22 protein-coding genes are annotated in these 25962 nt (G+C 71.9%); 6 read left to right on the forward strand and 16 right to left on the reverse strand.

Annotated elements, in window-relative coordinates:
- Window position 1 precedes the first annotated feature (1 nt).
- The gene (locus tag ACZ3TS_RS02465; protein WP_467612966.1) at window positions 2–1411 is read right to left on the reverse strand and encodes an NAD(P)/FAD-dependent oxidoreductase; all 1410 of its coding nucleotides are present in this window, start codon (window positions 1409–1411) and stop codon (window positions 2–4) included.
- 399 nt (window positions 1412–1810) lie between these two features.
- Window positions 1811–2713: a TIGR01777 family oxidoreductase gene (locus tag ACZ3TS_RS02470; RefSeq protein ID WP_467612968.1), complete on the reverse strand. Its 903-nt coding sequence runs from the start codon at window positions 2711–2713 to the stop codon at window positions 1811–1813.
- 71 nt (window positions 2714–2784) lie between these two features.
- On the opposite strand from ACZ3TS_RS02470, the gene ACZ3TS_RS02475 reads away from it, so the two are divergent.
- Complete coding sequence (locus ACZ3TS_RS02475) at window positions 2785–3273, forward strand: GNAT family N-acetyltransferase (RefSeq protein ID WP_467612971.1); 489 nt, start codon at window positions 2785–2787, stop codon at window positions 3271–3273.
- Between the two features lie 45 nt (window positions 3274–3318).
- Here the strand turns inward: ACZ3TS_RS02475 and ACZ3TS_RS02480 are convergent, their stop codons facing one another.
- A complete protein-coding gene (locus ACZ3TS_RS02480; protein WP_467612974.1) occupies window positions 3319–4512 on the reverse strand; it encodes a MarP family serine protease in 1194 nt (397 codons plus the stop codon).
- Window positions 4513–4700: 188 nt separating this feature from the next.
- On the opposite strand from ACZ3TS_RS02480, the gene ACZ3TS_RS02485 reads away from it, so the two are divergent.
- Complete coding sequence (locus ACZ3TS_RS02485; RefSeq protein ID WP_467612977.1) at window positions 4701–5507, forward strand: peptidoglycan recognition protein family protein; 807 nt, start codon at window positions 4701–4703, stop codon at window positions 5505–5507.
- A 119-nt stretch (window positions 5508–5626) separates the two neighbouring features.
- Window positions 5627–5887: a hypothetical protein gene (locus ACZ3TS_RS02490; protein ID WP_467612980.1), complete on the forward strand. Its 261-nt coding sequence runs from the start codon at window positions 5627–5629 to the stop codon at window positions 5885–5887.
- Between the two features lie 18 nt (window positions 5888–5905).
- Here the strand turns inward: ACZ3TS_RS02490 and ACZ3TS_RS02495 are convergent, their stop codons facing one another.
- The 8 genes from ACZ3TS_RS02495 to ACZ3TS_RS02530 all read right to left on the reverse strand — a co-directional run bounded on the left by ACZ3TS_RS02495 (window position 5906) and on the right by ACZ3TS_RS02530 (window position 17515).
- Entirely contained in the window at window positions 5906–6424 is a 519-nt protein-coding gene (locus ACZ3TS_RS02495; protein ID WP_467613369.1) for a DUF4240 domain-containing protein, read from the reverse strand.
- Between the two features lie 59 nt (window positions 6425–6483).
- On the reverse strand, window positions 6484–7437 hold the full coding sequence (locus tag ACZ3TS_RS02500) for a helix-turn-helix transcriptional regulator (protein ID WP_467612983.1): 954 nt from the start codon (window positions 7435–7437) through the stop codon (window positions 6484–6486).
- Window positions 7438–7511: 74 nt separating this feature from the next.
- Window positions 7512–10223, reverse strand: a complete 2712-nt coding sequence (gene aceE / locus ACZ3TS_RS02505) for a pyruvate dehydrogenase (acetyl-transferring), homodimeric type (RefSeq protein WP_467612986.1) — start codon at window positions 10221–10223, stop codon at window positions 7512–7514.
- A 277-nt stretch (window positions 10224–10500) separates the two neighbouring features.
- On the reverse strand, window positions 10501–11124 hold the full coding sequence (locus ACZ3TS_RS02510; RefSeq protein WP_467612989.1) for a GntR family transcriptional regulator: 624 nt from the start codon (window positions 11122–11124) through the stop codon (window positions 10501–10503).
- A gap of 244 nt (window positions 11125–11368) precedes the next feature.
- On the reverse strand, window positions 11369–13168 hold the full coding sequence (gene sucB, locus ACZ3TS_RS02515; RefSeq protein ID WP_467612992.1) for a 2-oxoglutarate dehydrogenase, E2 component, dihydrolipoamide succinyltransferase: 1800 nt from the start codon (window positions 13166–13168) through the stop codon (window positions 11369–11371).
- 62 nt (window positions 13169–13230) lie between these two features.
- Entirely contained in the window at window positions 13231–14619 is a 1389-nt protein-coding gene (lpdA, locus tag ACZ3TS_RS02520) for a dihydrolipoyl dehydrogenase (RefSeq protein ID WP_467612995.1), read from the reverse strand.
- Between the two features lie 301 nt (window positions 14620–14920).
- The gene (locus ACZ3TS_RS02525) at window positions 14921–16441 is read right to left on the reverse strand and encodes a leucyl aminopeptidase (RefSeq protein WP_467612998.1); all 1521 of its coding nucleotides are present in this window, start codon (window positions 16439–16441) and stop codon (window positions 14921–14923) included.
- 291 nt (window positions 16442–16732) lie between these two features.
- Window positions 16733–17515: an adenosylcobinamide-GDP ribazoletransferase gene (locus tag ACZ3TS_RS02530; RefSeq protein WP_467613001.1), complete on the reverse strand. Its 783-nt coding sequence runs from the start codon at window positions 17513–17515 to the stop codon at window positions 16733–16735.
- Between the two features lie 85 nt (window positions 17516–17600).
- On the opposite strand from ACZ3TS_RS02530, the gene ACZ3TS_RS02535 reads away from it, so the two are divergent.
- Window positions 17601–18365: a hypothetical protein gene (locus ACZ3TS_RS02535; RefSeq protein ID WP_467613004.1), complete on the forward strand. Its 765-nt coding sequence runs from the start codon at window positions 17601–17603 to the stop codon at window positions 18363–18365.
- On the opposite strand, the gene ACZ3TS_RS02540 is transcribed toward ACZ3TS_RS02535, so the two are convergent.
- The 3 genes from ACZ3TS_RS02540 to cobT form a co-directional block, all read right to left on the reverse strand.
- Entirely contained in the window at window positions 18302–19003 is a 702-nt protein-coding gene (locus ACZ3TS_RS02540) for a hypothetical protein (RefSeq protein WP_467613007.1), read from the reverse strand. The two genes, ACZ3TS_RS02535 and ACZ3TS_RS02540, sit on opposite strands and share 64 nt — an antisense overlap.
- A gap of 28 nt (window positions 19004–19031) precedes the next feature.
- The gene (locus ACZ3TS_RS02545) at window positions 19032–20840 is read right to left on the reverse strand and encodes a phosphatidylglycerol lysyltransferase domain-containing protein (RefSeq protein ID WP_467613010.1); all 1809 of its coding nucleotides are present in this window, start codon (window positions 20838–20840) and stop codon (window positions 19032–19034) included.
- Between the two features lie 88 nt (window positions 20841–20928).
- Complete coding sequence (gene cobT, locus ACZ3TS_RS02550; RefSeq protein WP_467613013.1) at window positions 20929–22086, reverse strand: nicotinate-nucleotide--dimethylbenzimidazole phosphoribosyltransferase; 1158 nt, start codon at window positions 22084–22086, stop codon at window positions 20929–20931.
- 161 nt (window positions 22087–22247) lie between these two features.
- Here cobT and ACZ3TS_RS02555 point away from each other — a divergent pair, with 161 nt between their 5' ends.
- Window positions 22248–23330, forward strand: a complete 1083-nt coding sequence (locus tag ACZ3TS_RS02555; protein ID WP_467613016.1) for a class I SAM-dependent methyltransferase — start codon at window positions 22248–22250, stop codon at window positions 23328–23330.
- Here the strand turns inward: ACZ3TS_RS02555 and ACZ3TS_RS02560 are convergent.
- A complete protein-coding gene (locus ACZ3TS_RS02560; protein ID WP_467613018.1) occupies window positions 23319–24518 on the reverse strand; it encodes a bifunctional adenosylcobinamide kinase/adenosylcobinamide-phosphate guanylyltransferase in 1200 nt (399 codons plus the stop codon). The genes ACZ3TS_RS02555 and ACZ3TS_RS02560 overlap by 12 nt on opposite strands.
- Before the next feature lie 113 nt (window positions 24519–24631).
- On the opposite strand from ACZ3TS_RS02560, the gene ACZ3TS_RS02565 reads away from it, so the two are divergent.
- On the forward strand, window positions 24632–24844 hold the full coding sequence (locus ACZ3TS_RS02565) for a hypothetical protein (RefSeq protein ID WP_467613021.1): 213 nt from the start codon (window positions 24632–24634) through the stop codon (window positions 24842–24844).
- Window positions 24845–24889: 45 nt separating this feature from the next.
- On the opposite strand, the gene ACZ3TS_RS02570 is transcribed toward ACZ3TS_RS02565, so the two are convergent.
- Window positions 24890–25960, reverse strand: coding sequence for a S1C family serine protease (locus ACZ3TS_RS02570; RefSeq protein WP_467613024.1), 1071 nt, complete (start codon window positions 25958–25960; stop codon window positions 24890–24892).
- Between the last annotated feature and the right edge of the window lie 2 nt (window positions 25961–25962).

A 25962-nucleotide genomic window follows, 5' to 3' on the forward strand; every position in this document is an offset into this window, starting at 1 on the left:
CTCAGGCCGCCGTGGGCAGCGATTCCGCGACGTGCATCGGACCCGCACCCAGATCCGCCAGAACGGCGGACGCGGCCCGGTGCCCGGAGTGCAGCGCGCCTTGGACGGTGCTGGTGTCCCGGTGGTCACCGCACACATACAGCCCGGCCAGCAGTCGCACCGGCCGGCGCAGATCGTGCGGCGGCCGCATCGCGGGGACGGCGCGCGCCGTGTGGTGCACGGCGAGCGTCTCCCAGCGCGTCGTCGAGGTGCCGTACAGACGGGTCAGATGAGCCCGTACGGCACCGTCGACGTCGTCCGGGGGCGCGCCGAGCACAGTGGAGGAGACCAGGGCCCGGCCCGCAGGCGCCCGGGACGGGTCCACCAGGCTGACGACCGCCGTGTGCGCCACCGGTCCGTCGCGGTCCGCGTCCAGCAGCAGCGACGCACCGGTCGGCGGCGGATCGTCCATCGTGTGGTGGACGACGGTGACGTGGTGGAAGTCCGGCACGCGCAGACCGGGCAGCAGCTCGGCGGCGGCGTGTGCGTCCGTGGCCAACAGGACGGCGCGGCAGCGGAGTTCACCGTGGTCGGCGGTGATCACCGAAGTCGTGGAGATGGAGGTGGCGCGGATTCCGGTGTGCACCGTGCCCGGCGGCAGCGCCCGCGCCAGCAGCTCCGGCAGGACCTCCGCCCCGCCCTCCGGCACGCACAGCCGGCCGCTCGCGTAGGCGCGCAGCGCGAGGTCGGCGCAGCGGCTCGACGTGGTCAGGTCCGGGTCGCACAGCAGCGCGGCGAGCAGCGGACGCAGAAAGCCGTGGACCGTGCGCGCGGGCAGCCCGCGGGCCGTGAGCGCGTGCCCGGCAGGCAACTCGGGCCGGGCCAGCAGCCGTTCCACGGGTGTGGCGGCGATTCGCGCGAGCGCCGCGCCGAGCCGGGCCTGGTCCACGGCACCGCCCAGCGGGGCGGCGGACCGCGATACCGCCGAGCGCGACCCCGCCGCTCTGGACCGGGCGGTGCGCGCCATGGCCGTTGCGATCCCCCCGCGGGGCGCGGAAGTCGCGCGGGGAGCACTGGCGAGAGCACGTACAGCGTGAAGTGCGCCCCGTGCGCCCCCTCCCGCCGGGGGTGCGCTCGCGCGATGGTGGCGCCCCTCGCTGTGCACCAGGACGCCCGGTGCGAACGGGCGCAGGACAAGCGCGTCGAGCCCCGGGGTCAGACGCAGTTCGGGATACGACGTGGACAGCAGTTGTCCGATCCGGTCGAGCCGGAAGCCGTCGACCTTCTCGGTCGACATGCGGCCGCCGACGTAGGGAGCGGCCTCCACGACTGCCGTCGTCACTCCTGCACTGGTCAGCCGGTGGGCCGCCGCGAGGCCGGCGACCCCGGCCCCCACGATGACGACGTCCGCCTGATACACGGGCTCTAGCACGTGCCCCTCCTCGAGGTTGTGCGGCCGGTGGAGACGTCATGCCCCCAACGGGCGTCCGGAATACCCGAGTTCGGCTCGAGGGTAGGTCCGTGAACGGTCAAGTGAAGTCGCGCATGAACAGAGCACGGTCGCACGGCGGTCGCATATGGTCGAACCGCGGGCCTCCCGTGGTGCCGTCAGGGCCTCGGCCCCGTCGTCGGACTCCCGCCTGCCTCACGACACCATGCACGCACTCTCGCCGTACCGGGCCCACGCCCAAGTACATCCAGTACGAGGACCCGGAGCCGGGCACGCCGGGAGCACGCTGTCCCACTTTCGGCTTCGCTCGAGCGGGAGGCGCCCCCACGCCGCCGCGAGGCCCGCACCTCGGGGCGGACGACGGGAGTTCGACGACAGGACCTACTGCCGGAGCGCTGCCCGCAACGCCTCCTCGATCCCCGGGAACGCGAAGTGGAATCCGGACTCCTGCAGCCGCGTCGGCAGCACCCGCGCACTGCCGAGCACGTCCCCGGCCATGTCGCCGAGCGCGACGCGCAGGACCGGTGCGGGTACCGAGAAGAGCGTCGGCCGGTGCAGCACACGCCCCATCGCCGCCGTGATCTCATGGTTGGTCAGCGGCTGAGGAGCCGTCAGGTTGAACGGCCCGGACAGGTTCTCGGAGTCGATGAGGTGGCGGATCGCCGCCACCTCGTCGTGCAGCGAGATGAACGACCAGTACTGGCGCCCGTCGCCCATCCGCCCGCCGAGCCCCGCCTTGAAGAGCGGGAACAGCCGGCCCCAGGCCCCGCCCCCGCGGGCCACCACGAGCCCCGTCCGCGCGAACACCGTGCGCACGCCCGCCTCCTGCGCCGCGGCTGCGGCCTCCTCCCACTCCACGCACATCGAGGGCAGGAAGCCGTCACCGGGCGGAGCCTCCTCGTCCACCGCCCGGTCCCCGGTCTCGCCGTAATAGCCGATCGCGCTGCCGCTGACGAAGACGCGCGGCGGTTCGGGCAGGGAGGCGACGGCCTCCGCTAGCGCCGCCGTGCCGAGCACCCGGCTGTCGCGCAGCGTCTTCTTGTACGCGTCCGTCCAGCGGTGGTCGCCGACGCCGGCCCCGGCGAGGTTGACCACGGCGTCGCACCCGATCAGCCCGGCCGCGTCGACGTACTGTCCTTCGGGATCCCAGCAGACCTCGTCCCCGCCGTGGGCCCCACGGCGCACCAGGCGCACCACCTCGTGCCCGTCCGCTGCCAGTGAGCGCACCAGGGCACTGCCGATGAGACCGGACGCACCGGCCACGGCGATTCGGGAACGTTCCATGCGCCCATCCTGCCCGGTACCCCCGGGAACCACCGAACGGATCCTCGTACCCCCGCCGTACAGTGACCCTCATGCCCGTTCCGCACATACGCCTCGCCACGCTCGACGACGAGGAGACGCTCGGCCGGCTCGACCGGGTCACCTGGTCCCCGCTGCACTCCGTGCAGCCCCGCCCCAGGCCCCCGCACGGGCCGTTCTTCACCGAACGGTTCGGCCCACGGGACCACCTGGTCGCCGAGTTCGACGGCGCCGTCGTCGGCTACATCCGGCTTGCGTTCCCGACGCCGCTGGAGTGCAACTCCCACGTCCGGCAGATCCAGGGGCTCGCCGTCGCCGGCGAGGCGCGCGGCGCAGGGGTCGGCCGGGCGCTGCTGCGGGCCGTGCAGGACGAGGCCCGGCGGCGGGGGGCGCGGCGCATCACCCTGCGGGTACTAGGGCACAACACCCCGGCCCGGAAGCTCTATGAGTCCGAGGGGTTCGTGGTGGAGGGGATCCTGCCCGAGGAGTTCCTGATAGAGGGCACGTATGTCGACGACGTGCTCATGGGGCGCTTCCTGTGACTCTTGGGGCGCTTCCTGCAGGTCCCGTGTCGGGCCCCGCGAGGCTCACGACGTGACGAGGTCGCCCGTGCCCACCGCCGCCGTGGCCTGAGCAGCGCGTTGCGCGTCGCTCGCGACCTCGTCCGCGGTCAGCACGTATCCCGTCTCCGGGTCCGAGGTGGAGCGGGCGAAGACCACGCCGTAGACCCGGCCGTCGGTGGTCAGCAGGGGGCCGCCGGAGTTGCCGGGCAGGACGGTCGAGCGGATCGAGTAGATCTCCCGGGTCACGGTGTTCGTGTTGTAGATGTTCTGGCCCGTGGCACGGATCCGGTTCGCGACCGTGGCGGCCCTCAGCGTCAGGTCGCCGTCCTGCGGGTAGCCCGCGACCACGGCCGCGTCGCCGCGACCGGCGCTGTCGTCGAAGCGCAGGACGGGCGCGCGCAGATCGGGTACGTACAGCACGGCCACGTCCCGGTCGGGGTCGAAGAGCACCACACGTGCCGAGTACGACGGGCCGACGCCGCCGATCCGGACGGTCGGGTGGTCGATGCCCGCCACCACGTGGGCGTTGGTCATCACGTGCCGCGCCGCGTACACGAAGCCGCTGCCCTCACGGCCCTGGTTGCCCGAGGAGCCCTCGATCTTCACCGTGCTGAGCTTGGCCGCGTTCGTCGCGCTCGCCGTGACGCTGTCCCCGGACGGCTCGGCGACCCCGGCCGTGGGTTCGTTCTCGAACGGGTTGAAGACCTGCGGGAAGCCCGCCTGGGTGAGCGCCGACGTGGCGCGGGAGAACCAGGTCGGGGTGGTGTCCGGCATCGCGTTCTGTACGGCGCCCAGCAGCCTCGAGTCCCGGATCGCCCCGGTGACCAGCGGGGACGAGGAGGCGCCCAGGACGCTCGCGGCCACCCATGCCACGATCAGCACGGCCACCGTGTTGGCCGCCGCCCCGCCGATCCCGTCGGCCACCCGCAGCGGACCACGACCCGCACGGTCCAGCTCGCGCCGCAGCATCAGCGCGAGGCGTCCCGCCAGCTCGTGCCCCACCGCCGCCGGGACCAGCACCGTGAAGACCGCGGTCACCGTCGCCGCGGTCGTCCCCCGCGTCACCAGGTTCATCACCCACGGCAGGATCCACACGCCGACCACGGCACCGCCCACGAAGCCGGCCAGGGAGACGCAGCCGGCCACCAGTCCTCGCCGGTAACCGGACGCCGCGTAGGCCAGGATCACCAGCATGAGCAGGATGTCGAGCAGGTCCACGGAGCCGCCTTTCTCTCGGACCCCCTAGTACGCGCCGCGGCAGCCCAGTGATCAGTCACCCGCGCGTGATGCCCGCAAACCGGCCGTGCGGGCGTCGACCTGTAAAAACGCCTCGGACCGGGACGATGGTTCCACCAGGTGGCACACCACACATCGCGGAGGGCACACAACGGACGGACAGTGGCTCCATGCGTGTCTTCCGAAGAACGCGGGAGCCCCGGAAAGGGCGTGCGGCGAAGATCCAGAGGGCAGGCCTGCTGATGCTCGGCTGTCTGCCCGGGACGGCCGCCGTCCTGGCGCTGGTGCTGTGTGCCTCGGGCGTCGAGCGCCCGGTGGTGGCCCCCACCCCGCGGCCGGTCGTGGCCCGGTCCGCCGTCCTCCACCCGGCGCCCAAGCCGCAGATCGCGCCGAGGTCGGTCTGGACGGGCGGGGGCACCCGGGGTCAGCCGCCCCCGCGCTACGACGACAAGGTCGTAGCGGTCTTCGTGCACCACACCGACTCGCCCAACCGCTACGACTGCGCCGATGCCCCGCGCATCATCCGCTACCTCTACTCGGGCCAGACCGGAGCCCGGCACTGGGACGACATCGGCTACAACTTCATCGTCGACCGCTGCGGCAGGATCTACGAGGGCCGCGCGGGCGGCATCGACCGACCTGTCACCGGTGCCCACACCCAGGGCTTCAACCACCGCACGGTCGGCATCGCGGCCCTCGGCACGTTCACGGCGGGCGTGCCCGTGCCCCGGGCGATGGCCGATGCGATCGCCTCCCTCGCCGCGTGGAAGCTGGGCCTCGCCGACATCGACCCGCGCAGCAAGGTCCGGCTCGTCTCCAGCAATGGCCTGAGCCGGTACAAGGAAGGCACCACCGCCCTGCTGCCCGCCCTCGCGGGCCACAACGACGGCTATATGACGAGCTGCCCCGGCGCGGCCCTCAGCGCCCTGCTCCCGTCGATCAGGGAGAAGGCGGCGCATCTGCAGGGCAGGCGATGACACACGGCGGGCTCTCCACGGCGCGGAACGCGACCCACAGGAACGGCACAGGCCGTACGCAGAGTCCTCAGATCGCCGCCTCCTACGGTGGTCGCACAAGCCGACTGGAGGCGGGGACCATGAGCAGCAGCAGTCGTACGGAGACGACGAAGACGAGCACCTGGACCGAGGCCCTGCGCAACCCCTGGACGGTGGTTGGCGCGGTGGCGACGGTCGTCCTCGGCCCGGCCGCCGCCACGGCGTACGCCCTCGACCAGGCCAACAGGGCGCCGATGCACCACGCGGCGAAGCCGGACCGGGCCCCGGGAGACCTTCTCGCCGGGCCCGGTCAGGTCCAGGCGTACCTTGCCTCGGAACCGGGCCGCCGACGTGTGGCGTGAGCGTCGGGGCGCCCGGGGTCAGCCCTTGAATCGGTCCCACAGCCTGGGATAGCGCTCCGCGAGCACGGAGACGTTCTCCAGGTCGAGCGGGGTCCCCTCCGGCTCGGAGGCCGCGGGCGGGATGCCCAGGTCGGGCGCCACGGTCCCGGTGAGCTGCTCGTACGCCTCGTCCGCCGCGTAACCGAGTTCCTCGCCGTCCCCGTCGATCTCCTCGTCGAAGTCCTCCAGGAGGTCGGCGAGCGAGTCGGGGTCGTGCACCGCGCTCTCGAAGACCTCCCGGCCCTGACCGATCAGCCAGCACCGGAAGAAGTCGAACGCGTCGTCGCTCGCCCCGTCGAGCAGTACCCAGGCGGCGCCCCACAGATCCCAGCGGTACGCGCGGTTGTAGCGGGACTCGAAGTGCCTGGCGAAGTCCAGGACCGCGTCCGGGTCCAGCCGCAGCAGCCGTTCGACGAGCTGGTCGGCCTGCTCGTCGGGGTCGCCCTCGGCGGCCTCACGGCTCGCGTCCACCAGTTCCCAGAACTCGGTCTCGTCCATCACTGGACCAGCATCGGCCCTGAGCGGGTGGGGCGCACGTGGAGTGCTGCGGATCGCTATCAGGCGTAGAGCGCCGCGAGCCGTAGCGCGTCGCCGGCGAAACGCGCGCGCAACCCCTCGGGCGACAGCACCTCGACCTCCGGCCCCAGCGCCGTGAGTTGCGCATGCGCGACCTCCTCGGACTCCACCCATCCCCGCTCGTCCGGGGCGCCCGCGCTCGTCAGCGCCTGACGGGCGGACACGGGATCGACGACGTACGACACTCTCCGCACGCCCTCCTGGGACAGCCGCACCACGACCTCGGCGCGCAGGATGGACCGCGCGAACTGCTCCGCTCGCTGCGACCAGAAGCCGGGCAGGTCGAACTCCTCGTCCCGCGCGAACCGTTCCTCGCCCCCGTCCACGGCCGTGAAGCGTTCGATGCGGTAGACCCGGAAGGCCCCCTGCTCCACCACCCGCGCGCACAGGTACCAGACCCCCGCCTTCAGGACCAGCCCGTACGGCTCCAGCTCCCGCTCCACCACGTCCTCGCCCCGCCGGTAACGCGTGGTGATCCGGCGGTCGTCCCACACCGCGTCGGCGACCACCGGCAGGAACCGCGGAGTCGCGGGCTCGGTGAACCAGGCGGGCGCGTCCAGATGAAACCGCTGCGCCGCCGTGCGGGAGGCGTCGCTCAGGGAGGGGAGGAGTGCCGCGGACACCTTCAGCCGGGCCGCGGAGGCCGCGTCCTGAAGGCCCATCTCGCGCAGCGCCCCCGGAACACCGCTGAGGAAGAGCGCCTCGGCCTCACCGCGCGCGAGTCCGGTCAACCGCGTGCGGTAGCCGCCGATGAGCCGGTAACCGCCGCTCCGCCCCCGGTCGGCGTACACCGGAACGCCCGCCTCCGACAGCGCCTGCGCATCCCGGGTGACGGTCCGCTCCGACACCTCGAGCTCACGGGCCAGCTCGGCGGCGGTCATGGCGGACCGTGACTGGAGCAGCAGCACCATTTTGATGAGACGGGCGGCACGCATGGGCTCATGATGCCCGGCACCACTGACAGCGAAGGGGTACGGCCGCCGCCGTACCCCTTCACCCCACACCGGCCCTACAGGCCGTAGCGGTCGCGTGCTTCCTTCACGGCCGTGGCCTTGACCTCGCCGCGCCTGGCGAGCTGGGCCAGGGCCGCGACGACGATCGACTGGGCGTCGACGCCGAAGTGGCGGCGGGCCGCCTCACGGGTGTCCGAGAGGCCGAAGCCGTCGGCGCCCAGCGACGAGTAGTCCTGCTCGACCCACTGCGCGATCTGGTCCGGGACCTGGCGCATGTAGTCGGAGACGGCGAGGACCGGGCCCTCGGCGCCCTGCAGCGCCTGACGCACGTACGGAACGCGCTCCTCGCCCCGCAGCAGCGCCGCGTCCGCCTCCATGGCGTCGCGCCGCAGCTCGCCCCACGACGTCGCCGACCACACGTCCGCCGCGACGCCCCACTCCTCGGCGAGCAGCTTCTGCGCCGCAAGCGCCCAGTGGATCGCCGTGCCAGAGCCCAGCAGCTGGATGCGCGGGGCGTTGGCGGCGGGTGCGAGCCCGGCCGACTCCGCTGTGTTGAAGCGGTACAGGCCCTTGACGATGCCCTCGTCGACGCCGGGAGCGGAGGGCTTCGCCGGCTGCGGCAGGGGCTCGTTGTAGACCGTGAGGTAGTAGAAGACGTTCTGGTCCTCGCCAGGCAGAGCCGCGCCGTACATACGGCGCAGACCCTCCTTCACGATGACCGCGATCTCGTACGCGAACGCCGGGTCGTACGTCAGCGCGGCCGGATTGGTAGCGGCGATGACGGGGGAGTGCCCGTCGGCGTGCTGCAGGCCCTCACCGGTCAGTGTGGTACGGCCGGCCGTGGCGCCGACGAGGAAGCCGCGGCCCAGTTGGTCGCCCAGCTGCCACATCTGGTCGGCCGTGCGCTGCCAGCCGAACATCGAGTAGAAGATGTAGAAGGGGATCATCGCCTCGCCGTGCGTCGCGTACGACGTCGACGCGGCGATGAAGTCGGCCATGGAACCGGCCTCGGTGATCCCCTCGTTGAGGATCTGGCCGTTCTTGGCCTCCTTGTAGTGCATCAGCTGGTCACGGTCGACCGGCTCGTACGTCTGGCCCTTGGGCGAGTAGATGCCGAGCGACGGGAACAGCGACTCCATGCCGAAGGTGCGCGCCTCGTCGGGGACGATGGGCACCCAGCGCTTACCGGTCTCCTTGTCGCGGACCAGGTCCTTGACGAGACGGACGAAGGCCATGGTCGTCGCCACGTTCTGCGCGCCGGAGCCCTTGTCGAAGGACGCGAACGCCTTCTCGGCCGGGGCCGGCAGGGGGGCGACGGGGTGGACTCGGCGGGCCGGAGCCGGGCCACCGAGGGCCGCGCGGCGCTCCTGGAGGTAGCGGACCTCGGGGGAGTCGGCGCCAGGGTGGGCGTAGGGGACCACGCCGTCCGCGAACTGCGCGTCGGAGATGGGCAGTTCGAGCAGGTCGCGCATCGTCTTGAACTCGTCCACCGTCAGCTTCTTCATCTGGTGGTTGGCGTTCTTCGACGCGAAGCCCTGGCCGAGCGTGAAGCCCTTGACGGTCTGGGCCAGGATGACCGTTGGGGCGCCCTTGTGCTCCAGGGCCGCCTTGTACGCAGCGTAGACCTTGCGCGCCTCGTGGCCGCCACGGGAGAGGTGGAAGCACTCGAGGATCTTGTCGTCGCTCAGCAGCTTCGCCATCTCGGCGAGCGCCGGGTCCTTGCCGAAGAAGTCCTCACGGATGTAGGCGGCGTCGCGGGTCTGGTACGTCTGCACCTGCGCGTCCGGTACCTCGCGCAGCCGGCGTACCAGGGCGCCGGTGGTGTCGAGCGCGAACAGCTCGTCCCAGGCCGTGCCCCACAGCGTCTTGACCACGTTCCAGCCGGCGCCGCGGAACTGGGCCTCAAGCTCCTGCACGATCTTGAAGTTGGCGCGGACCGGGCCGTCGAGGCGCTGCAGGTTGCAGTTGATGACGAAGGTGAGGTTGTCCAGCTCCTCACGCGCGGCCAGCGCGAGCGCCGCCGTCGACTCGGGCTCGTCCATCTCGCCGTCGCCGAGGAACGCCCACACATGCGAGGACGAGACGTCCTTGATGCCGCGGTTGGTGAGGTAGCGGTTGAAGCGCGCCTGGTAGATGGCGGAGAGCGGACCGAGGCCCATGGAGACGGTCGGGAACTCCCACAGCCAGGGCAGCCGGCGCGGGTGCGGGTAGGAGGGCAGGCCGTTGCCGCCGGCCTCCTGGCGGAAGTTGTCCAGGTGGGTCTCGCTCAGACGGCCGTCGAGGAAGGCGCGGGCGTAGATGCCGGGGGAGGCGTGGCCCTGGATGTACAGCTGGTCGCCGGAGCCGGCGGCGTCCTGGGAGTCCTTGCCCTTGAAGAAGTGGTTGAAGCCGGTCTCGTAGAGCCAGGCGGCAGAGGCGAAGGTGGCGATATGGCCACCGACGCCGTGTTTGCTGCCGCGGGTCACCATCGCGGCCGCGTTCCAGCGGTTCCACGCGGTGATACGGGCCTCCATCGCCTCGTCACCGGGCACGGCCGGCTCGGCGGCGGTGGGGATGGTGTTGACGTAGTCGGTCTCGAGGAGCTTCGGCAGCGCGATGCCGGTGCCCTCGGCACGCTCCAGCGTGCGGCGCATCAGATACGCGGCACGGTGCGGCCCGGCCGCCTCGGCGACGGCGTCCAGGGAGGCCTGCCATTCGGCGGTCTCCTCCGGGTCGCGGTCCGGGAGCTGGTCGAGCTCGCTCGGCTGGATGGCGTTGGGGTCGGTCATGTAGCCGCCTTCCTCGGTCGAAGGGGGTTCCCTCATCGGTAAGGGTTCGGGGTGCCCTTGGTCTTTGGCAGGACAGGGCGGGGGCCTCGGTGGAAGCCCGTCCGCGACTGTAACTCCCTGATCGATGATCGATCAAAGGGTACAGGCGCAAAACCTCTTCATCACGAGAAAGTCGGCACGGGGTGCCTTGGGCGGAGACACCGGGTGCCGTGCGCTTCGTGGAGTCTGCGCAGGTGGCGGCGGCATTTGAGCGGGGGTGTGCTCTGGTGCCGACGGCTCAGGCGCGCGGCGCGCAGCCGAGGACATGGGCCTTCACTATGTCGGCGATTCGTGGATCCCTGCGGCGGAACGCGGCCACCAACTCCTCGTGCTCCTCCGCGTACGACTGCTGCACCGTCCCCAGCCACCGGATCGACAGCGCGGTGAAGACCTCGATCCCCAGGCCCTCCCAGGTGTGCAGCAGCACCGAGTTGCCGGCCGCCCGCACCAGCTCCCGGTGGAACGCCACCGTGTGCCGTACCTGCCCCGTACCGTCCGACTTGCGGTCCGCCTCGTACAGCGCGGCGACGTGCGGTTCGAGGGCCGAGCAGTCCTCCGCCAGCCGCTCCGCCGCGAGCTCCGCCGCGATGGCCTCGAGGCCGGCTCGTACGGGGTAGGACTCCTCCAGGTCGGCAGCGGTCAGATTCCTCACCCGCACGCCTTTGTTGGGCGCCGACTCGATCAGCCGCAGCGACTCCAGCTCCCGCAGCGCCTCCCGGACCGGTGTCTGGCTGACCTCCAGCTCCGTGGCGATCCGCCGTTCCACGATTCGCTCACCCGGCTGCCAGCGCCCGCTGACGATCCCCTCCACGATGTGCTCGCGGATCTGTTCGCGCAGCGAGTGGACGACGGGCGCGGTCATGAGGGCTCCTTAGGCGGGGGCTCTGATCCGATACTGCGGCCCGAAGGGCCTCGTGGAGGGGCGGTGGTCGGGCGACGGGCGGGATCCAGGGCTTTGACGTTTAGACAATAAGGCCGTATCCCCGTCCGGGAGGGGCGCATGGGGGCGCTTTCGTGCAGGTGAGACGAGACTTACACGCCCTCGCAAACGCCGGTGCCCCCGCCCGGGAGGTTCCGGGCGGGGGCACCGAACAAGCGGTGAGGGCTTACAGGCCGAGCTCGACCTCGAACTCGCCCGCCTCCAGGATCGCCTTGACCGCGGTCAGGTAGCGGGCCGCGTCGGCGCCGTCCACCAGACGGTGGTCGTAGGAGAGGGTCAGGTGCGTCATGTCGCGGACGCCGATGACCGTGCCCTCCTCGGTCTCGATGACGGCCGGGCGCTTGACCGTGGCGCCGATGCCGAGGATCGCGACCTGACCCGGCGGCACGATGATCGTGTCGAACAGCGCGCCTCGCGAACCGGTGTTGCTGATGGTGAAGGTCGCACCGGCCAGCTCGTCCGGCGTGATCTTGCTGCCGCGGACCTTGGCCGCCAGGTCGGCGGTGGCCTTGGCGATGCCGGCGATGTTGAGGTCACCGGCGTTCTTGATGACCGGGGTCATCAGGCCCTTCTCGGAGTCCACGGCAATGCCGATGTTCTCCGTGTCGAAGTACGTGATGGTGCCCTCGGCCTCGTTGATGCGGGCGTTGATGACCGGGTGGGCCTTCAGCGCCTGGGCCGCCGCCTTCACGTAGAACGGCATCGGGGAGAGCTTGACGCCCTCGCGGGCCGCGAACGCGTCCTTGGCCTGGGCGCGCAGGCGCATCAGGCGGGTCACGTCGACCTCGACCACCGAGGACAGCTGGGCCTGCTCGTGCAGGGCCTTGACCATGTTGTCGCCGATGACCTTGCGGATCCGCGGCATCTTGACGGTCTGGCCACGCAGCGGGGAGACCTCCAGGACCGGGGCCTTCCTGGCGGCCGGGGCGGCGGCCGGAGCCGGAGCGGCGGCGGCTGCCTTCGCGGCCTCGGCGGCGGCGAGGACGTCCTGCTTGCGGATGCGGCCGCCGACGCCGGTGCCCTTGACGGTGGACAGGTCGACGCCGTTCTCGGCGGCGAGCTTGCGCACCAGCGGGGTCACGTAGGCGCCCTCGTCGGTCGGCTGGGCGGCGGCCGGAGCGGCCGGGGCCGGGGTGACCGGGGCGGGCGCGGCCGGTGCCGGTGCCGGAGCCGCGGGCTGGGCCGGAGCCGGGGCGGCAGCGGCGGGGGCCGCCGGAGCAGCGGGAGCCGGGGCCGGAGCGGCGGGCGCGGCCGGGGCGGGAGCCGGAGCCGCGGGGGCGGCCGGAGCCGCGGCGGCAGGCGCCGGAGCCGGGGCGGCGGGGGCCGGAGCGGCCGCCGGAGCGGCGCCCGGCTGGCCGATGACGGCGAGCTTCGAGCCGACCTCGGCGGTCTCGTCCTCGCCGACCACGATCTCCAGCAGCACACCGGAGGCGGGCGCCGGGATCTCGGTGTCGACCTTGTCGGTCGAGACCTCGAGCAGCGGCTCGTCGGCGTCGACGGTGTCGCCCACCGACTTCAGCCAGCGGGTGACGGTGCCCTCGGTGACCGACTCGCCGAGCGCGGGCAGGACCACGTCCGTGCCCTGAGCGCCACCGGCCGGAGCCGCGGGGGCGGCGGGGGCCGGAGCCGGGGCGGCCGGGGCCTCGGCGACCGGAGCCGGAGCGGCGGGCGCGGCCGGGGCGGGTGCCTCGGCGGCGGCCGGGGCCGGAGCGGCGGCGGGGGCGCCTGTACCGTCGTCGATGACGGCCAGCTCGGCGCCGACCTCCACCGTCTCGTCCTCGGCGACCTTGATGGAGGACAGCACGCCGGAGGCGGGCGCCGGGATCTCGGTGTCGACCTTGTCGGTCGAGACCTCGAGCAGCGGCTCGTCGGCCTCGACGCGTTCGCCCTCGGCCTTCAGCCAGCGGGTGACAGTGCCCTCGGTGACGCTCTCACCGAGCGCCGGAAGGGTTACGGAAACCGCCATGGTTTCGGTTGCTCCTTACGAATTGCGGAAGTCTGTGTCGTCGCGCGCGGAGACTGAAGGCGTCAGTCGTGCATGTGGAGGGGCTTGCCGGCCAGGGCCAGGTGGGCCTCGCCGAGCGCCTCGTTCTGCGTCGGGTGGGCGTGGATGAGCTGGGCGACCTCGGCCGGCAGCGCCTCCCAGTTGTAGATCAGCTGCGCCTCGCCGACCTGCTCGCCCATGCGGTCGCCGACCATGTGGACGCCGACGACGGCACCGTCCTTGACCTGCACGAGCTTGATCTCGCCCGCGGTCTTCAGGATCCGGCTCTTGCCGTTGCCGCCGAGCGGGAACTTGATCGAGACGACCTTGTCCGCGCCGTAGACCTCCTTGGCCTTGGCCTCGGTGACGCCGACGGAGGCGACCTCCGGGTGGCAGTAGGTCACCCGCGGCACGCCGTCGTAGTCGATCGGAACGACCTTCAGGCCGGCCAGACGCTCCGCCACGAGGATGCCCTCGGCGAAGCCGACGTGCGCGAGCTGGAGCGTGGGGACCAGGTCACCGACGGCGGAGATGGTCGGGACGTTCGTGCGCATGTACTCGTCGACGAGGACGTAACCGCGGTCCATGGCGACCCCGGCCTCCTCGTAGCCGAGGTTCTGCGAGACGGGGCCGCGGCCGACGGCTACGAGGAGGACCTCGGCCTCGAACTCCTTGCCGTCGGCGAGGGTGACCTTGACACCGTTCTGGGTGTACTCGGCCTTCTGGAAGAAGGTGCCCAGGTTGAACTTGATGCCGCGCTTGCGGAAGGCGCGCTCGAGAAGCTTGGAGGAGTTCTCGTCCTCGACCGGGACGAGGTGCTTGAGGCCCTCGATGATCGTGACGTCGGCACCGAAGGACTTCCACGCGGAGGCGAACTCGACGCCGATGACGCCGCCGCCCAGGATGATCGCGGACTGCGGCACGCGGTCCAGGACGAGGGCGTGGTCGGAGGAGATGATGCGGTTGCCGTCGATCTCCAGGCCCGGCAGGGACTTCGGCACGGAACCGGTCGCCAGGAGGACGTGGCGGCCCTGGATCCGCTGACCGTTCACGTCGACGGAGGTCGGGGAGGACAGGCGGCCCTCACCCTCGATGTAGGTCACCTTGCGCGAGGCGATCAGGCCCTGCAGACCCTTGTACAGACCCGAGATGACCTCGTCCTTGTACTTGTGGACCGCCGGGACGTCGATGCCCTCGAAGGTGGACTTGACACCGAACTGCTCGCTCTCGCGGGCCTGGTCGGCGATCTCGCCCGCGTGCAGCAGGGCCTTGGTGGGGATGCACCCCTTGTGCAGGCAGGTGCCGCCGACCTTGTCCTTCTCGATCAGGGCGACGTCCAGGCCCAGCTGCGCCCCGCGCAGGGCCGCGGCGTAACCACCGCTACCACCGCCGAGGATCACTAGGTCGAAAACGGTGCTGGCGTCGTTCGCCACGTCACGTCCTCCATGCATGTGCGCCGTACGCCGGTCTGAAGATGACCGGCAGGCGGCTGGTGTCCGGCCGCTTGAGCTTCGGCCCTTCGGTGGGGGCCCTGTCCTGCCGTGCCCCATCTTCGCACTTGTCGACGGCGGAAGGGACGCCGGGCCGGTGTCTGCGACGTCTGATCCATCACGTCGGGAGGTCGCGGCCGTCCGTGATCGTACGGATTTCGTCGAGGGCGTAACGTTCCTGGGGCCTGAGGGCGGCCCCGGGCTCTGTGGAGCCTGGGGCCGCCCTCAGGCGCGGGTGGGTACTTCAGCCCAGGTCGCCCGCGGCCGTCAGCTCCGCGAGCCGGACCAGGGTGCGGACCGCCGAGCCCGTGCCGCCCTTCGGGGTGTAGCCGAAGGGGGCCTGCTCGTTGAAGGCCGGGCCGGCGATGTCGAGGTGGGCCCAGGTGATGCCGTCGCCGACGAACTCCTTCAGGAACAGACCGGCGACCAGACCGCCGCCCATCCGCTCGCCCATGTTGGCGATGTCGGCCGTGGGGGAGTCCATGCCCTTGCGCAGGTGCTCCGGCAGCGGCATCGGCCAGGCGTCCTCGCCGACCTCCTCGGCGGCCTCGTGGACCGCGGTGCGGAACGCGTCGTCGTTCGCCATGATCCCGAAGGTGCGGCTGCCGAGCGCCAGCATCATCGCGCCGGTCAGGGTCGCCACGTCGACGATCGCGTCCGGCTGCTCCTGAGAGGCCGCCCACAGCGCGTCGGCGAGGACCAGCCGGCCCTCGGCGTCCGTGTTGAGGACCTCGACGGTCTTGCCGCTGTACATGCGCAGCACGTCACCGGGACGGGTGGCGGACCCGGAGGGCATGTTCTCGGCGAGCGCGAGCCAGCCGGTGACGTTGACCTCGAGACCGAGGCGGGCGGCGGCCACGACCGCGGCGAAGACCGCTGCCGCGCCGCTCATGTCGCACTTCATGGTCTCGTTGTGGCCGGCCGGCTTGAGCGAGATGCCGCCCGAGTCGTAGGTGATGCCCTTGCCGACGAGGGCCAGGTGCTTGTCCGCCTTGGAGTGCGTGTACGACAGCTTCACCAGACGGGGGGCGGAGGCCGAGCCCGCGCCGACCCCCAGGATGCCGCCGTAACCGCCCTTGGCCAGGGCCTTCTCGTCGAGTACCTGCACCTTGAGGCCGTGCTCCTTGGCCGCGGTCTGCGCGATCGCCGCGAAGGCCGCCGGGTTCAGGTCGTTCGGCGGGGTGTTGATCAGGTCGCGGGCGCGGTTGAGCTCCTCGGTGACGGCGATGGCGCGCTCGACGGCCGCCTTGTACGCCTTGTCGCGGGGCTTTCCACCGAGCAGGGCGACCTCGGCGAGCGGGGCCTTGCCGTTCTTGGTGTTCTTGCCGTTGTCCTTGTACGTGTCGAAGGCGTACGCGCCGAGCAGGGCGCCCTCGCCGACGACGCCGGCGTCTGCGGCCTCCGTGATCGGCAGCGCGAAGACGGCCTTCTTGGAACCGGCGAGCGCACGGGCCGCGGAGCCGGCGGCACGGCGCAGCGACTCGGCGGCGAACGCCTCGTCCTTCTCGGGCTCGGCACCGAGGCCCACCGCCAGCACGACGGGCGCCTTGAAGCCGGAGGGCGCGGGCAGCTTCGTCACCTCGCCCTCGGCGCCCGAGGCGCCCAGGGTCTCCAGGATGGCGGCGAGCCTGCCGTCGTACGCCTGGTCCACGGCCTCGGCGCCCGGTGCGACGACCGGGCCCTCGGAGCCCTTCGCGACACCGACCACGATCGCGTCGGCCCGCAGGCCGGCCGCCGCGGCGGTGCTGAGAGTGAGAGCAGTCACGGTGGTGAAATCTCGCTTCCGATTGAGTTTCGGTGGCCGAACGGGATGGGGTCGACCGGCCCGGGAACCGACCCTAGATTGTTCCGAACGTTCGGTCTTCACCTGGGCTGGGAAACACCCGGCACGAGCCTACGCTCGGGGGCGGGTTTCGTGCCGCTCGCTGACAGCCCGGCCGTACTGTGCGGGGCCCCGGGCGTCGGAGATCATCCTCGGGGTACGTTGCCGCACGCTCTGGAGTCCGCCCCGTGAAGCGCCCGATCACGACGCTTCGACTCGGTGGCGGAAGCGGGCTCATCCCAGGGCGAGTACGACGAGCGTGGTCGTCGCCGCGGTCTCGGCGAGCCCGCCGAACACATCGCCCGTCACCCCGCCGAAGCGACGGGTGCAGTGCCGCAGCAGCAGCTCCGCGGCGGCCATCGCGAGCAGCAGGGCGGCGGCCGTGCGTACCGCTCCGGCCGTCCCGAGCAGTGCGCCCGCGGCAGCCGCGGCGGCCGTGACCGCGACAGCTGCCGCCAGTGCGCCGCCGACCGGGACGACTCCCGCCACCGCGGCCCCCAGCCCCTCCGGTCGGGCGGCCGGTATCCCGCGGCGCGCGGCCAGCGTGAGGGCCAGCCGGGCGGAGGTCGCCGAGACGACGGCGGCCAGCGCGCCCCGCGCCCAGGAGTCACCGTAGGCCTCAGCGAGCGCCGCCACCTGGGCGAGCAGCACGAAGACCAGCGTGATCACACCGAACGGCCCGATGTCCGACTGCTTCATGATCCGCAGCGCCTCCTCGGCGGGCTTCCCGCTGCCGAGCCCGTCGGCGGTGTCGGCGAGCCCGTCCAGATGAAGTCCCCGGGTGAGCACGGCCGGCACGGCCGCGGCGCAGACGGCGGCGAGCAACGGCCCGGCCCCCACCATGACCAGCGCCGCGCCGAGCAGTCCGGCCGCCCCTCCGGCCACCACTCCGACGAGGGGGGCACACACCATCCCGCCACGCGCGGCCTGCCGGTCCCACCGGGTCACTGTGACCGGGAGCACGGTAAGAGTGCCGAAGGCGAACCGGAGGCCGTCGAGGGGCGGGATCTTGAACACGGCGGCAGACTAGTGCGCGCGCCCGGCGTCACCCCCGGCGCCCCGCGAGCAGGCACCGCCACCGCCCCGGAGGCAGACTGCCCCCATGGGCCAGTGGCTGCAGCGCAACATCGTGGAGCCGGGCAAACTCCCGATGCTCCTCGCGCTGACCTCGTTCGTGCTCACGTTCGTGATCACCCGCACGACCACCCGCCTCATCCGCGCCGGCAAAGGCCCCTTCGGCAACGTCAAGGCGGGTGGCCTGCACATCCACCACGTCGTCCCCGGCGTCGTCCTCACGGTCGTCGGCGGCTTCGGCGCCCTCGCCAGCCGCCAGGGTTTCGGCTCCGGCCTCTTCGCGGTCGTCTTCGGCGTGGGCGCGGGCCTCGTCCTGGACGAGTTCGCGCTGATCCTGCACCTGGCGGACGTCTACTGGACCGAGCAAGGCCGCAAGAGCATCGAGGTCGTCGTACTCACCGCGGCCTTGGGCGGCCTGGTACTCGCCGGATTCGTGCCGTTCGGCGTCAACGACCTCTCCGAGGGCGAGCTGCACGGCCGCGGCACCGTCATCGTGAGCGTCGCCGTCAACTTCCTCTTCTCGCTGCTGGCTCTGAGCAAGGGGAAGGCGCGCACGGCGATCTTCGGTGTGATCGTCCCGGTGGTCGCTCTGGTCGGCGCCATCCGCCTGGCCCGCCCCGGCTCTCCGTGGGCGAGGCGGTTCTACCGCCGCCGGCCGCGCACCCGTGCCAGGGCCGGTCTGCGGGCCTACCACCACGATCGCCGCTGGGCGGGTCTGAGCCGCAGACTTCAGGATCTGATCGGCGGCAAGCCCGATCCCCAGCCGATCCGGCTGCCCGGCCGCCGTCCCTGACGCAGCGCCGACAGCCCGCACAGCACCAGCACCGCGCCGATCGCGGCGATGTGTTCCTTGCCCGCCAGGTTCTGCTTCAGCACGAGCTCGCCGGCCATCGCCGCGATCACCGTGCCTCCCGTGACATACGCGTGGTACCGCCAGCACAGGCACAGGGCGAGCCCGATCACCGCCGCCGACGGACCGGTGTCGACGACCTGGGCGTCCGTCGCGGGCAGCCCCAGCGGATGGTGCGGACCGAGGTGGATGCCCACGCGCGCGTACAGCGTGCCGGCCAGCGTGGAGACGTACGCGATGACGAGCGTGCGCCACCAGCCCAGACAGATCTCGGCGATCCCGAACACGACGAGGATCTGCAGAAGTGCGCCCCACACGGGCAGGTCGAGGGCGGGTACGAAGAGGGAGAGCGGGGTGCGCAGCAGGGCCTGCTCCAGCGGTTCCTCCGCCCGTACGGACCCGATGGTCTGCACGAACCCGAAGCCCCACGACTGGTTCTGAACGAACTGCAGGACCGACGTCAGGCATACGGCCCCGAGTGTCATCGGGACCGCCCGCCAGGCCCGCCGCGCGAGGGCCCGACGCACGACGACGTACGGAAGTCCCCATTCGGCACGGGCCAGGCGGGCGAGGCTCTTCATCCAGCGGTCCTCATCTGTCCGGCGCTTGTCATCTGTGCGACTGCAGGTGCCTTCGGTGCAACCACTTCGGCAGTCCCGGAGCCTCCAGGAACCCCTCGGCGCGTGCCGAGGCGACGCCGATGCGCAGCAGGTCCGCGCTCTTCTCGAAGAGCAGGAACCGGGGCTCCCAGATGGGCCGGTACTTGGCGTTGGCCCGGTACAGCGACTCGATCTGCCACCAGCGGGAGAAGAAGCTGAGCAGCGAGCGCCACAGTCGCAGCACCGGTCCGGCGCCGAGGCGTCCACCACGTTCGAAGACGGAGCGGAACATGGCGAAGTTGAGCGAGACCTGGGTGATCCCGATCTCCCGGGCGCGCCGCAGCAGCTCGATGACCATGAACTCCATGAGCCCGTTCTCGGAGTCCCGGTCGCGCCGCATCAGGTCGAGTGAGAGCCCGTGCGGCCCCCACGGCACGAAGGACAGCAGCGCCCGCAACTCACCAGCAGCTTCCCCAGTGCTGCTGTCCCTGCACTCGAGCATCACGCACTGCCCGTCCCCCGGGTCGCCGAGCCGCCCCAGCGCCATGCTGAACCCGCGCTCGGTGGCCCCGTCGCGCCAGTCGTCGGCCTTCTTGAGCAGGAAGGCCATGTCGTCGGCGGGGATGTCCGCGTGGCGCCGGATGCGGACCGTGTACCCGGCGCGCTTCACCCGGTTGTAGGCCTGGCGGACGGTGCGCATGGCGCGCCCTTCGAGGGTGAACTCACCGACGTCCACGATGGCTTCGTCACCGAGTTCGAGTGCGTCCATCCCGTGCCGCGCGTACACGGTCCCGGCCTCCTCGCCCGCGCCCATCACGGCCGGGATCCAGCCGTGCTCGCGCGCCTCGGCGAGCCAGGGCTCGATGGCTCCGGGCCATGCCTCCGGGTCGCCGAGCGGGTCGCCGGAGGCGAGTGAGACCCCGCCGACCACGCGGTAGGCGACCGCCGCCTTGCCGGTGGGTGACCAGATCACGCTCTTCTCCCTGCGCAACGCGAAGTATCCGAGCGAGTCCCGCTCGCCGTGCCGGTCGAGCAGCGCCCGCAGCCGCTTCTCGTCGTCCGCGCCGATCGGGTCGACGGCGCGCCGGGAGCGGAAGGCGGCGTACAGGACGGCGAGGACCAGCAGCGTGCTGAACACGTTGATGGTGACGTTGACCCAGTTGGGTGTGGCGATACCCGAGTAGTGCGAGCTGTCGGCGGCGACCGAGACGAGCCGCAGGGTGCCGTAGTGCCAGCGCTCCAGGAACGTCGAACGGTGGGCGTCCTGCCCGGTGTTGGTGACGGTCACCAGAAAGGCGGCGAGGAGCGAGGAGGCGAGCAGACCGCCCACGGCGACGACGGCGGCGAGCCGGGGGTTGGACCGGTCGCCCTTGGCGTAGAACTCCCGGCGTCCGACGAGCAGCGAGCCCACGAAGGCCGCCGTGAGCACCAGGGAGACCCAGTTCTGCGCGTACTGCCGGATCTCAGGAAAGGCCATGGCGAACGCGAACAGCAGCAGGAACGGCCCGCTGAGCACGAGGTTGAGGATCCACGCGGCCCGCTTGCGCCGCCGCATGGTGACGGCGAGGAACATCGTGAACACGCCGGAGGCGAAGCCCGCGGTCAGCAGGTACGGCGTGAACAAGTTCTCCTGGTTGTGCCGCCGTACGTCCTGCCCGAGGGAGACCCATACGGCGGAAAGGAAGTTGATGAACGTGACGGCACGCAGATACCAGACGGCGAACGCGGCGGCCCGCCGGGGAGCCCGACTGGACCGCCGTGCCCCGCCCGCCGGCCGAACCGCGTGTTCCTGTTCCGTATGAAAACGGGCATCTCCCATGAAGGGCGATGATATGGGGCGCTTGGAGGTGTGCGGGGGAGCGGTGCGAGGCAGAATCCGGCCGACCTGCGGGGGGACCGGCCTTCGCCTACTCCTTCTTCGTGTTCTGCGCGTTCTCTGCGTTCCCTGGGTTCCCTGTGTTCCCTGAATTCTCTGTGTTCTCTGCGTTCTCTGCGTTCTCTGCCTTCTCCTGGCTCTGGGCGGGCTTCTCCGGAAGCTCGGCCGACAGTGCCGCCGCCGCCTGGATCAGTGGCAGCGCCAGCAGGGCGCCGGCCCCCTCCCCGACGGTGACGCCGTGGTCCAGCAGCGGCTCCAGTGCCATCCGGTCCAGCGCCTTGGCCTGCGCCGGCTCCCCGCTGTTCTGTCCGGCCAGCCACCAGTCCGGCGCACGGAACGCGATGCGCTGCCCGACCAGCGCACACGCCGCCGAGACGACGCCGTCCAGAATCACCGGGGTCTTGCGCACGGCGCACTGCAACAGGAAGCCGGTCATCGCGGCCAGATCGGCCCCGCCCACCGCGGCCAGCAACTGCAGCTGATCGCCCAGCACCGGTCGGGCCCGCCGCAGCGCGTCCCGCACGGCCGCACACTTGCGCATCCACGCCAGGTCGTCGATCGCCAGACCGCCGCGCCCGGTCACCACGGACGCGTCCGTCCCGCACAGCGCGGCGATCAACACGGCCGCCGGGGTGGTACCGCCGACGCTCACATCGCCCAGGACCACCAGATCCGTGCCGGAGTCCGCCTCCTCGTCCGCGACCGCGATCCCCGCCCGCAGCGCAGCCTCCGCCTCCTGAAGCGTCAGCGCGTCCTCGACGTCGATGCGCCCGCTGCCGCGCCGCACCCGGTGCCGTACGACATCCTCCGGCAGTGCGTCCGGATCGCAGTCGAGCGCCATGTCGACCACGCGCACGGGCACATTCAGCTGCCGCGCCAGGATCGACGCCGGGCTGCCGCCCTCCAGCACCGCGCGCACCAGCCGGTACGCGCTGCCCGCGGGGCGCGCCGACACGCCGAGCGCGGCGATCCCATGGTCGCCCGCGAACAGCACCACGCGCGGTCGCTCGATCGGCCGCACCGGTACGGCGGACTGCGCGGCCGCCAGCCACTCACCCAGGTCGTCGAGGCGGCCCAGTGCCCCGGGCGGCACGATCTGACGCTCCCGGCGCGCCTCCGCGTCGCGGCGCACCCCGCCGTCGGGGCGCTCGATCAGATCGGTGAAGTCGTCGAGATTAAGCGAGCTCATTGGCCGAACAGTACCGGCAGCGATCGAACGCGGAGGCGCCACGTCGACGGCACGTCATTGCATTCATGAGCGCGATCCCGTACGTACCGTTTAGGCACGTATTGTCGTGCGCCTCCGGCGCCACAGCCGTACGTCGTCCCCGCCGCCGACAGGAGCCGCCCATGCCCGCCACCCCGCAGCCGGCCGCCGAGCACCGTGCCGAGTCTCCCGGCGAACTCGCCCAGGGAACCGACCGGTTCCACGAGCCGCGCCGCGAGGACTGCCCGTGGTGCGGTTCGACGCGGCTGCGCACCCGGCTGCGCACATCGGACCCGGTGCGGCACAAGCCGGGCACGTTCGTCGTCGACGAGTGCCGGGACTGCGCCCACGCCTTCCAGAACCCCCGCCTCACCGCCGAGGGGCTCGCGTTCTACCACCGCGACTTCCACGAGGGCCACACGGGACTCGACGGCTTCGCCGAACGCCTTCTCACCGCCCGCAGCAGCGCCCGCCGCCACCGGGCCGCGGCCCGCGCGATGCTGCCCTTCCCGGAGCCGGAGAGCTGGCTCGACGTCGGCACGGGGCACGGCCACTTCCCGGAATCGGCCAAGGAGGTCCTTCCGTACACGTCCTTCGACGGCCTCGACCCCAGCCGGCGCCTCGAGAGGGCACGGGCCGCGGGCCGCGTCGAGGAGGCCCACTGCGGACACCTCACCGACCCGGAGATCCTGGAGCGGCTGCGCTCGCGCTATGACGTCGTCAGCATGTTCCACCATCTGGAGCACACCGCCGATCCCCGAGCGGAACTGCGCGCCGCGCTTTCCGTGCTGCGCCCGGCCGGCCATCTGCTCATCGAAGTCCCCGACCCCGACTGCACGTTCGGCACCCTGCTCGGCAGGTGGTGGGTGCCGTACGGCCGGCCACGCCACCTCCATCTGATGCCGCTCGCCAACCTGCTGGCCGAATTGGAGGCCCTGGGCTGCGTGATCGTCACCACGGACCGCCGCGAGCCGCACACGCCCTACGACATCGCGGGCGCTCTGGCCCTGGCCCTGGCCCATGCGCTGCCGGCGCCGGACGCCCCGTGGCGGGCGGACCCGCCGTCGGTCTTCCAGCGCCGGCTGCGCACAGCGCTGGTGGGGGCCACCACACCGCTGCTGGCCACGGCCACGGCCCTGGACCACACGCTGGCACCGCTGCTGCGGCGCACCCGCTTCTCCAACGCCTACCGGATCATCGCGCGCAGAACGGCCTCATCCGCGTAGCGTCAGCGCCTGCCCCGCCACCACCAGCAGCACATGCTCGCACTCCCCCGCGAACGCGGCGTTCAGGCGGCCGAGTTCGTCGCGGTAGCGTCGGCCGGACGCCGTCGACGGGACGATGCCGGAGCCGACCTCGTTCGAGACGGCGACGACCGTCCGGCGCGTCTCACGAACCGCCGTCGAGAGCTCCTCCACCCGCGCCCGCAGTGCCCGCTCACCGCCGCCCGCCCACTCCGCGTCGTCCCATGCGTTCACCGCGTCCATCGCGTCGGTCAGCCACAGCGACAGACAGTCGATCAGCAGGGGCGGCCCGTCGTCCCTCAGCAGCGGTACGAGGTCGCAGGTCTCCGCGGTGCGCCAGGACCCGGGCCGCCGCTCCCGGTGTGCGGCCACTCTCGCCGCCCACTCCGTGTCCCCGTTCCGCGAGCCGCCCGTCGCGACGTACAGCACGTCCGGGAACGCCTCGAGACGCCGCTCCGCCTCCACCGACTTGCCCGAGCGGGCCCCGCCCAGCACGAGCGTGCGCCGCGGCACTTCCGGCACCTCCTCGTAGCCGCCGACGACCAGCGTCGTCCCGTCCGGCACCGCCCGCGCCCCCGCCGTCGCGAGCCGCCGCCGCAGCTCCGCGCCCGGCGGCACGTCGTGGTCGAGATGTACGGCGACGACGTCGGTGGCGGGCCCGAGCGCCCCCACCGCCCGCAGCTTCGCGAGCGCGTCCGGCCGCCCCACGACATCCGCGAGCACCATGTCGTACGACTCCGTCGGCTCTTCCAGACCCGCCGGCGCCGCGCCCGGCGGCAGATACAGCAGCCGCAGCCCGTCCGGACCGGTCACCGCGTAGCCCGTGCCCGGCGAGTCCATCGCGAGGGCCCGCACCCGGTGCCCGCTCAGCAGCGCCAAGTCCCGCCCGTCCGGCACCCGCACGGGCTGCGGCAGGCCCGCCGGGACCTCGACCGGGGGCCCCTCGTGCGGATGCGTCAGCAGTACCTGACGGACCCCGGCGAGCGACTGCCCGGCACGCGCGGCCGCGAACGCCGCGCCCGGCGTCAGGTCCAGCAGCAGCGTCCCGTCCACGAGCGCCGCGGTCGCCGCGCGCGCCTCCTGGCCGAGCGCACGCGCGCAGGCCGCACAGGGACAGTCGGGGCGGGGGAGTCCCGCGGGTGCACCGGTACCGAGCAGAGTCACTTCCACGAACCCGATTTTCCCGGGTCACCGCAGGTGTTGCGCGTCCGGCTAGGCTCAAGGCAGCAGCCGGACCAAGATCCGGCTTCTGCTCTGCATGTGCTCACATCTTGGAGGCGTACATGGCGGCATGGACGTGGCGGTTCGAGAAGGCCGACGGGGCGGAGGTCCAGCCCGCGGTCGCGCCCGAGGAGTTCACCACGCAGGGGGACGCCGAGTCCTGGATCGGGGAGCACTGGAGGGACCTGCTCGACGGAGGCGCCGACCAGGTACGGCTGTTCGAGGACGTGACCGAGATCTACGGGCCGATGAGCCTGCACGCCGAGGACGCGTAGTCCCGCCTCCCGTGGGCGGGGGCCGAAGCCCTCGCCCACCGCCCCTCACTGCTCGCCCAGCGTCACCTCGACGGTCCTCGGGCTGCCGCTCCGGGTGAACGTCACCGTCGTCCGCTGCCCCGGCTTGTCATTGGCGAGCGCCTCGGCGAGGGACGTGATCGTGGTGATCGCCGTGCCACCCACCTTGGTGATGATGTCCCCGGCCCGCAGACCCGCCTTGTCGGCCGCCCCGCCGCTCTTGACATCGACCACCGCGACCCCGACCGGCTGGTAGCTGCCGTTCACCACCGTGCGGCCCGTGATGCCGAGCGCGGCCCGCCCCGAGTCGGTCACTCTGCCGCTCTTGATGATCTGGTCGGCGATCGTCCTCACCGTGGACGCGGGGATCGCGAACCCGATGCCGGGCGCCGCGCCGCCTCCCAGTTCGGGGTCGACCGCGGCGAGCGTGGGGATGCCGATGACCTGGCTGTCGAGGTTGACGAGCGCGCCACCGCTGTTGCCCGGGTTGATCGCCGCGGAGGTCTGCACCATGTTCGCTATGGTGGCGCCCGTACCGCCGTTCGCACCGCCCTCGCTGACGGTCCGTCCGGTCGCCGACACGATCCCCTGCGTCACGCTCGACGACAGCCCGAGCGGCGAACCCATGGCGAGCACGATCTGTCCCACCTCGACCTTGGCGGAGTCCCCGAACACGGCCGCCTTCAGCCCGTTCGGCACCTTGTCCAGCTTGATGACGGCGAGATCCTGCTGCGGGTACGAGGACACGAGGCTCGCGGTGAGCGCGGTCTCGCTGTTGGCCGTGGTCACCCGGAACGACCTCTCGTTCCCGACCACGTGCGCGTTGGTGACGATGTGCCCCTGGCCGTCGTACACCACCCCGGACCCGAGAGAGTCGCCGGCCTGGATCTGCACGACGGACGGCAGCACGTCCTTGATGACCCTCTGGTAGTCGCCTTCCAGATCGTCACCCGCCGAGGTGACAGGGGCCCGCGGGCTCGCCGAGGCGTCCTTCCTGGGGGTCGAGTCGGAGCCGGTGCAGCCACCGAGCAGTAGCAGCGAACAGACCAGGAGCGGCGCCCACAGCCGGCGCAGGGCACGGGTACGGGAAGGGTCCATGC

The sequence above is a fragment of the Streptomyces sp. NPDC022910 genome, assembly GCF_055561075.1.

Coding starts and splice junctions, on each gene's coding strand:
- ACZ3TS_RS02470 (WP_467612968.1), bottom strand. CDS start 2,713: ATGGAACGTTCCCGAATCGCCGTGGCCGGTGCGTCCGGTCTCATCGGC.
- ACZ3TS_RS02475 (WP_467612971.1), top strand. CDS start 2,785: ATGCCCGTTCCGCACATACGCCTCGCCACGCTCGACGACGAGGAGACG.
- ACZ3TS_RS02485 (WP_467612977.1), top strand. CDS start 4,701: ATGCGTGTCTTCCGAAGAACGCGGGAGCCCCGGAAAGGGCGTGCGGCG.
- ACZ3TS_RS02490 (WP_467612980.1), top strand. CDS start 5,627: ATGAGCAGCAGCAGTCGTACGGAGACGACGAAGACGAGCACCTGGACC.
- ACZ3TS_RS02495 (WP_467613369.1), bottom strand. CDS start 6,424: ATGGACGAGACCGAGTTCTGGGAACTGGTGGACGCGAGCCGTGAGGCC.
- ACZ3TS_RS02500 (WP_467612983.1), bottom strand. CDS start 7,437: ATGCGTGCCGCCCGTCTCATCAAAATGGTGCTGCTGCTCCAGTCACGG.
- aceE (WP_467612986.1), bottom strand. CDS start 10,223: ATGACCGACCCCAACGCCATCCAGCCGAGCGAGCTCGACCAGCTCCCG.
- ACZ3TS_RS02510 (WP_467612989.1), bottom strand. CDS start 11,124: ATGACCGCGCCCGTCGTCCACTCGCTGCGCGAACAGATCCGCGAGCAC.
- sucB (WP_467612992.1), bottom strand. CDS start 13,168: ATGGCGGTTTCCGTAACCCTTCCGGCGCTCGGTGAGAGCGTCACCGAG.
- ACZ3TS_RS02535 (WP_467613004.1), top strand. CDS start 17,601: ATGGGCCAGTGGCTGCAGCGCAACATCGTGGAGCCGGGCAAACTCCCG.
- ACZ3TS_RS02540 (WP_467613007.1), bottom strand. CDS start 19,003: ATGAAGAGCCTCGCCCGCCTGGCCCGTGCCGAATGGGGACTTCCGTAC.
- ACZ3TS_RS02545 (WP_467613010.1), bottom strand. CDS start 20,840: ATGGGAGATGCCCGTTTTCATACGGAACAGGAACACGCGGTTCGGCCG.
- cobT (WP_467613013.1), bottom strand. CDS start 22,086: ATGAGCTCGCTTAATCTCGACGACTTCACCGATCTGATCGAGCGCCCC.
- ACZ3TS_RS02555 (WP_467613016.1), top strand. CDS start 22,248: ATGCCCGCCACCCCGCAGCCGGCCGCCGAGCACCGTGCCGAGTCTCCC.
- ACZ3TS_RS02565 (WP_467613021.1), top strand. CDS start 24,632: ATGGCGGCATGGACGTGGCGGTTCGAGAAGGCCGACGGGGCGGAGGTC.
- ACZ3TS_RS02570 (WP_467613024.1), bottom strand. CDS start 25,960: ATGGACCCTTCCCGTACCCGTGCCCTGCGCCGGCTGTGGGCGCCGCTC.